This is a genomic window from Dethiosulfovibrio faecalis, from assembly GCF_021568795.1.
Taxonomy (GTDB): domain Bacteria; phylum Synergistota; class Synergistia; order Synergistales; family Dethiosulfovibrionaceae; genus Dethiosulfovibrio; species Dethiosulfovibrio faecalis.
Map to the genome: position 1 here is coordinate 72,810 of NZ_JAKGUE010000005.1, position 6,269 is coordinate 79,078.

Consider the following 6,269-nt stretch of genomic DNA (forward strand, 5'->3'; position numbering starts at 1 on the left):
GGTTACCCTACGAAGCTAAGGGTAACCGTCTTTTTTATACTTTAAACCCCTCAATACGGAGGAGATATCCAGAACGAGACCACCGATAATCTGGAGGCCCCAGATACATTAAGGTATATTAGGGGCAAGGGGGTATCGAATTGAAAAAAATCGACTGTCTAGGGGACTTTTGCCCCATACCTGGAATGAAAGCCAAGGTGGCGATGGAGAAGATGAGGCCGGGAGAGAGCGTCCTCCTTGTTTCAGACCATAGCTGCGCCCCATTGAACGTCAAGGATATCGCCGACGAGATGGGATGCTCTATCGAGCTGGAAGAGGTCGTACCTGGCGTTTTCGAGATCACCATCAGCAAAAACTATCCTTCCCCTCATGAAGCATAAACTCTATAAAAGAATCCAACTCGGGCATCTGAAGAGACGACCGATGATAGACTATCGAGACGGGGCAGCTCATGTCCACATCCGGAATAATATGTTGTTTCAACATCTCAAGATAAAGCTCTTTTTTAATTGTAACGTAAGGAACTATAGAAACTCCATCATCGTTCGCCACAGATGCTTTCAATGCCTCTAAGCTGCCCATCTCCATTACCACGTTCAGTTTTTCCGGAGACACTCCGTTATCGGAGAAAGCTTTATCTATTATTCCACGAAGACCGGACTTTTTAGGACACAACAATAGGTTCATGTTAGCGAGCTCGCAGAGCGATCGAATATCTTCGATCGCTCTATTTTTTGGGGAACTTATTATCGCCAACCTATTGTCCATCAACTTGTGCACAAAAAGGTCCTCGTCACTCCCCTTCTCCTGGGAGATGAACCCTATATCGGACCGAAAATTTCTGACGTCCTCCAGGACCTCCTCGGTATAGTTACAGATGTTGTTGAATCTAATAGAGGGATTTCTCCTCTGGTAAGCCGTCAAGGCACAGGGTACAAGGTACTCGCAGATGCTGGTGGACGAACTCACGCGGATAACGGATATTGATCGATGTTTCAGAAGCTCCATCTCGGACCTCATCTTCTCGTATAACTCCTCGAATATCTGGGCATAACAATAAAAGAGATCCCCCGACTTAGTCAGGGAGATACCATGATTGCTCCTCTCTAAAAGCAATGTATCCATCTCTTCCTCAAGCTGTTTAAGCTGCTGACTTAATGCCGACTGGCTCATATGGAGTTTTTGAGCGGCCTTGGAGATGCTCTTTTCCTCAACTATGTTAAGGAAATACTTTATGGTCGATAGGTTCAAATACGGTCCCCTCCTGTCCATCGGTAAGAGCGATGGTGCATAAGTTTATCCGTTAACTACTTCACTAAGGAAAAGAATATAATGACCATAGAGCATAATAGTTAAATATTTAACTAGAAGGGAGGTGAGAGACGTGGAGAGAGCAAAGAGATCTACACGGAAGAAGAAGGCAAATCAACTCCCAATCGCCCTTCTTTTACTGGTTGTTATTGTAGCTGTAGGATTTTATTTAAGCAACTTCAGTCCTAGTAACCCATCTTTTTGGTTTTTTGGAATATTACTGGGATTGACCCTAAGAGCCTCTCGTTTCTGTTTCACCGCTTCTATGAGGGATCCGGTTCTTACTGGTGGAACGAACCTAACCAAGGCGGTGATAGTCGCCATCGCACTGGCCACTGTAGGATTTGCGGCTATTCAGTACAAAGCCAGCGTAACTGGGCAACCCATTCCCGGAAACATCTCTCCTGTGGGAGTTCACATAGCCATCGGAGCGTTTATGTTCGGGATAGGCATGGTCATAGCAGGAGGCTGCGCTTCAGGAACCCTGATGAGAGTAGGAGAAGGCTTTTCTATGCAGTGGCTCTCACTGGTATTCTTCATCGTCGGCTCTGTATGGGGAGCTCGTGACTTCAATTACTGGAAACCGACATTTATCGATGGAAGCGTAAAGATATTTCTTCCCGACGTACTGGGATGGTTCCCCGCTTTGGTCGTTCAATTTGGCCTTCTGATGGGGCTTTTCATCCTGGCAGACTGGTTTAGCAACAGAAAAAGCCTAGAAAAATAAACAATAGACATATCTTACAAAAAAACTAAGGAGGACACACACCATGGCGAAAGAATACACTCTCGACTGCCTCGGGGAAGCCTGCCCCATACCGCTTATAAAGGCCCAGAAAAAAATGGCCGAGATGTCCGTCGGCGATACCATAACAATAGAGATCGATCACAGTTGTGCGGTAAAGAACGTCCCAGAGTGGGCCAACAAAGAGGGTTACAACTGCGAGATAGAGGAGATCGACGACGGGCAGTGGGAGATTTGGATCGAGAAGACGAAATGAGTGGATAAAGGTGAATATAAGGGATAACAAATACTACAGGCATTTCCTTAAAACCCCTTGGCCTTATTACGCAGGTGCGGTTATCCTGGCGGTCCTCAACATCGCTATTTTCGCTTCATCCGGCAAACCTTGGGGAGTGACATCTCCTTTCGCCCTTTGGGGAACCTGGATCTACGAGACATTGGGAGGATCGGTCGATACATGGGTATACTACGCTGGTAGTCACGGAAAGGCGTTATCCAAGGGATTGTTAGCCAACGGAGGAAGCATCAGAAACATAGGTATAATCGTAGGAGCCCTCCTTGCGACATTGTTGGCATCGGAGTTCAAGATAAAGAAGATAAAGAGCCTGAGACAGATGGTAGCCGCCATTCTAGGTGGTCTCCTCATGGGATACGGGGCCAGAATTGCCTTCGGATGTAATATAGGAGCCCTTTTCAGCGGGGTGGCCTCCATGGCCCTATCCGGATGGATCTATTTGGCGTTCATGTTTCTGGGGGCCTTCGTGGGCAGCAAACTGCTGGTGAAATTCTTCATGTGAGGAGAGGTCCTTAATGGCTAAGAAGAGAGAGGACTACGACGTAGTTATCATAGGGGCAGGGTCAGCGGGACTGACGGCAGGTATATACTGCGGAAGAGCCAGGCTCAACACCCTGGTAATAGAACAGGGATTGGTCGGCGGATTGATAACCTCCACACAGGGTCTAGAGAACTACCCTGGCTTTCCCGAAGGGGTCGGCGGAGAGGAATTGATGAACCTCTTTTACAAACAGGCCAAAAGGTTTGGATGCAAATTCAAGCTTACAGGAGTAAAAGAGGTCGAACTAACAGGGACGGATAAAATAGTCCATACCTTTAGGAACGAGTACCACGCCAAAAGCGTAATAATAGCCACGGGGGTAAAACCCAAACCAATCGGTTGCGACGGAGAAGCCGAACTCATAGGCAAGGGTATTTCCTTCTGTTCCACCTGCGACGCTAACAACTGCATCGGCAAGGACGTCTACGTCGTAGGCGGAGGAGACTCCGCGGTAGAGGAAGCCATGTACCTTACCAAGTTCGCCAACAAGGTGACTTTGATCCACAGAAGAGATCAACTTAGAGCGGCTAAATCCATACAGGAGAGAGCCTTCGAATGCAAATGCCTCGAGTTCGTATGGGATTCGGTCGTTAAGTCCATCGGAGGCACGGACTGCGTGACATCCATGGTTATAGAAAACGTAAAGACCAAAGAACAGAGGACTATCCTCCCTGGAGAGGGAACGAAGGACTTTATCGTCTTCCCCTATGTAGGACTGACGCCTAAGACCCAGATCTTCCAGGACCAGGTCGAGATGGACCAAGGCTTCATAAAAGCCAACGAAAAGATGGAGACATCCTGCCCGGGCGTGTACGTGGCAGGGGACGTCAGGACAAAGACCCTCCGACAGGTCATCACAGCAGCCTCGGATGGCGCAATAGCAGCGGTGGAAGCGGAAAACTACATACTTGCCAGGTAATTATATAGGTGGCGGCATCTATTAGATGCCGCCACCTATATTAACCAGAACTCCTCCGCAAGGCCATCCCGACAGAACCCGTTCGAGAAAGGACCCAGACGGAAATACTTCATGGGGATACGCTGTCTACTTAGCGGAGCTCTGCAATCATCCTACAATTTCGGGCAAGCTCTCCACGAAGGCCTTGATCTCGTCTCGAACCCTTCGGTAAAAAAACAGCGCCTCTTCCTCGCTCTGGGCCTCTCTTGCCAACGCCGGAGGGTCCTCGAATCCCGCGTGAATCATCTCGGCATCGCCGGGAAAGACCGGACAGGTGCCTCTGGCCTTGTCGCAAACGGTTATAACCAAGTCCATGGACGAATCAAAAAACTCTGTAACGCTCTTGGATCGATGTCCAGAGATATCCACTCCCGCCTCGGCCATAACCCTTACTGCTAGAGGGTCCAGGCCATGAGGGTCCGATCCGGCGGAGAAAGCTGTGTATCGATCCCCCCATGTGTGTCTGGCCCAACCCTCCGCCATCTGACTTCTACAGGAATTCCCGGTGCACAGAAACAATATCCTCATGAGATGTACCCGAATATGGTTCCCACTATGGTGGACATGACGACCACCAGCCCCACGTAGGCAACGGTCTTTTTAGTGCCTATGACGCTTCTAATGACCAGCATATTGGGCAAAGACAGGGCAGGCCCCGCCAGCAGAAGCGCCAGGGCAGGTCCCTGACCCATTCCGGACCCCAGAAGCCCCTGGAGTATTGGCACCTCCGTCAAGGTGGCGAAGTACATGAAGGCCCCGGAGATGGAGGCGAAGAAATTGGCCCCCACCGAGTTTCCTCCCACCAAAGAGGCTACCCATTCGCCTGGAATGAGGGCCTCGTGTCCGGGCCGTCCCAGCAGAAAGCCAGCAACCAGGACCCCGCCAAACAAAAGGGGCAATACCTGAAGGGCATAGCCGAAGGTGGAATCCATCCATTCCCGCTTTTCATCCCCGTCAAACCAAGCGACCGTAGCCACCGATGTGGATAGGAAGGCTGCCGCCGCAACGTACCATTTGACGGAATAAACGGCCTCCCAAACTCCACCGGGAGCCTTCGGCGCAGCCCAGTTGGCGAAGACCAAAAAAGCCACCATGCTGGCCATATGCCAAACCGTCTTCCAAAGAGGCCTTTCGGAACCGTCGTCGGGAAGCTGGGCGAACCCCTTCTGCCGTGCCTCCTCCTCGCCACGAAAGATGAACGCCATGGAGATTCCGATTAACACGGAAAAGATTATCGCTCCTACTGCTCTGGCTACACCCAGTTTGAACCCCAGGACCCTGGCGGTAAGTATGATCGACAAAACGTTTATGGCCGGTCCGGAATACAGAAACGCAGTGGCAGGCCCGAGACCGGCTCCTCTTTTGTATATACCGGCGAAAAGAGGCAACACGGTGCAGGAACACACGGCCAGGATGGTCCCGGAGACCGCCGCAACCGAATAGGCCACCCATTTTTTAGCCTGCCCCCCCAGGTATTTCATGACCGCCTGTTGACTGACGAAGACGGAGATGGCCCCGGCAATGAAGAAAGCCGGTATCAGACACAGCAGCACGTGTTCCCTGGCGTACTCGTGGAGCATAGCCAAGGCCTCCACCGCACCGGACCGCACCCCCTGAGAGTCGATAGGAAGCCAGTAGGCAAGGAGAAACACCCCTAATATCCAAGCAAATTTCCTTTTATCCTCCAATGTGGGACCCCTCTTTCCTTCGTTTTCCCCTACGTATGTGACGTAAATACCACATATCTTCTCGAAAAAAAGGCCCTTGAGGGGCCTACAACCCTAAAGAGCCTCGGAGATGAGCCTCTTGACCGCCAGAGGGGTCGGAATCCTTCCAGCCGACACAACCTTGTCGTTTACCACCAAACCCGGCGTACCGGCCACGCCGAACTCCATGATCTCGGAGATATCGGTTACCTTCTCCACCGAGTAATCCAAACCCAACTCCTTTGCAGCGGCCTCGGCCAGTTCGGCAAGTTTCTTGCACTTGGGACAGCCTGTCCCCAGTATCAGAATCTTAACTGTCATCTCGACAACCTCCTTTAGGACAAATAGGCGCGCATCGATCGGAGTCGACGCACCTTATCATGTCGGAAACGCAGGGCAAAGCGATGGAATATAGGATCTTCTGTCCCTCCCTGCGATCCTTCAGTACCTCTGCATCTCTCAACACAGCCAGATGCTTGCTGACCGTGGTCCTATCCGACTCGAACCACCGGGCTATCTCGCAAGCGCAAACCTCGCCTCCGCCCAGCCTCCTGACTATCTCCAGCCTGAGGGGATGGGCCAAGGCCTTGAACACGGCGACGGTCCGGTCCTTATCCGCCATGGGAACCCCTCCTTTGTGTGGCGATATTACCACACAAAAAACCAGGATACAAGGGACCGAGTGTAAAAAGTCGGGCCCGGTTTTTTGAACC

The 6,269-nt window shown here is 51.0% G+C and carries 10 protein-coding genes; 5 read left to right on the forward strand and 5 right to left on the reverse strand.

The annotated features are described in order from the left end of the window. Positions 1-140 precede the first annotated feature (140 nt). Positions 141-380: a sulfurtransferase TusA family protein gene (locus L2W58_RS05775; RefSeq protein WP_236102335.1), complete on the forward strand. Its 240-nt coding sequence runs from the start codon at positions 141-143 to the stop codon at positions 378-380. Here the strand turns inward: L2W58_RS05775 and L2W58_RS05780 are convergent. Next, positions 346-1,272: a LysR family transcriptional regulator gene (locus L2W58_RS05780; protein WP_236102337.1), complete on the reverse strand. Its 927-nt coding sequence runs from the start codon at positions 1,270-1,272 to the stop codon at positions 346-348. The genes L2W58_RS05775 and L2W58_RS05780 overlap by 35 nt on opposite strands. 112 nt (positions 1,273-1,384) lie before the next feature. Here L2W58_RS05780 and L2W58_RS05785 point away from each other — a divergent pair, with 112 nt between their 5' ends. From L2W58_RS05785 to L2W58_RS05800, 4 genes are read left to right on the forward strand one after another with little or no spacing between them, the layout of a single operon-like run. Beyond that, the gene (locus L2W58_RS05785; protein WP_338033072.1) at positions 1,385-2,038 is read left to right on the forward strand and encodes a YeeE/YedE thiosulfate transporter family protein; all 654 of its coding nucleotides are present in this window, start codon (positions 1,385-1,387) and stop codon (positions 2,036-2,038) included. A 43-nt stretch (positions 2,039-2,081) separates the two neighbouring features. Further along, the gene (locus tag L2W58_RS05790; protein WP_005660603.1) at positions 2,082-2,312 is read left to right on the forward strand and encodes a sulfurtransferase TusA family protein; all 231 of its coding nucleotides are present in this window, start codon (positions 2,082-2,084) and stop codon (positions 2,310-2,312) included. Positions 2,313-2,322: 10 nt separating this feature from the next. Beyond that, positions 2,323-2,853: a YeeE/YedE thiosulfate transporter family protein gene (locus L2W58_RS05795; RefSeq protein WP_236102339.1), complete on the forward strand. Its 531-nt coding sequence runs from the start codon at positions 2,323-2,325 to the stop codon at positions 2,851-2,853. Positions 2,854-2,866: 13 nt separating this feature from the next. Then, positions 2,867-3,811 (forward strand): NAD(P)/FAD-dependent oxidoreductase, encoded by a 945-nt coding sequence (locus L2W58_RS05800; RefSeq protein ID WP_236102341.1) that lies wholly within the window; start codon positions 2,867-2,869, stop codon positions 3,809-3,811. Positions 3,812-3,958: 147 nt separating this feature from the next. Here the strand turns inward: L2W58_RS05800 and L2W58_RS05805 are convergent, their stop codons facing one another. The 4 genes from L2W58_RS05805 to L2W58_RS05820 form a co-directional block, all read right to left on the reverse strand. Continuing rightward, positions 3,959-4,378 (reverse strand): arsenate reductase ArsC, encoded by a 420-nt coding sequence (locus L2W58_RS05805; RefSeq protein ID WP_236102343.1) that lies wholly within the window; start codon positions 4,376-4,378, stop codon positions 3,959-3,961. Next, complete coding sequence (locus L2W58_RS05810) at positions 4,375-5,538, reverse strand: permease (protein WP_236102345.1); 1,164 nt, start codon at positions 5,536-5,538, stop codon at positions 4,375-4,377. Before L2W58_RS05810 ends, L2W58_RS05805 begins: the two co-directional genes overlap by 4 nt. A gap of 93 nt (positions 5,539-5,631) precedes the next feature. Continuing rightward, positions 5,632-5,877, reverse strand: coding sequence for a thioredoxin family protein (locus tag L2W58_RS05815; protein WP_236102347.1), 246 nt, complete (start codon positions 5,875-5,877; stop codon positions 5,632-5,634). Beyond that, positions 5,867-6,178 carry an ArsR/SmtB family transcription factor gene (locus L2W58_RS05820; RefSeq protein ID WP_236102349.1) on the reverse strand — a complete coding sequence of 104 codons (312 nt, stop codon included), beginning with the start codon at positions 6,176-6,178 and terminating at the stop codon, positions 5,867-5,869. Before L2W58_RS05820 ends, L2W58_RS05815 begins: the two co-directional genes overlap by 11 nt. Between the last annotated feature and the right edge of the window lie 91 nt (positions 6,179-6,269).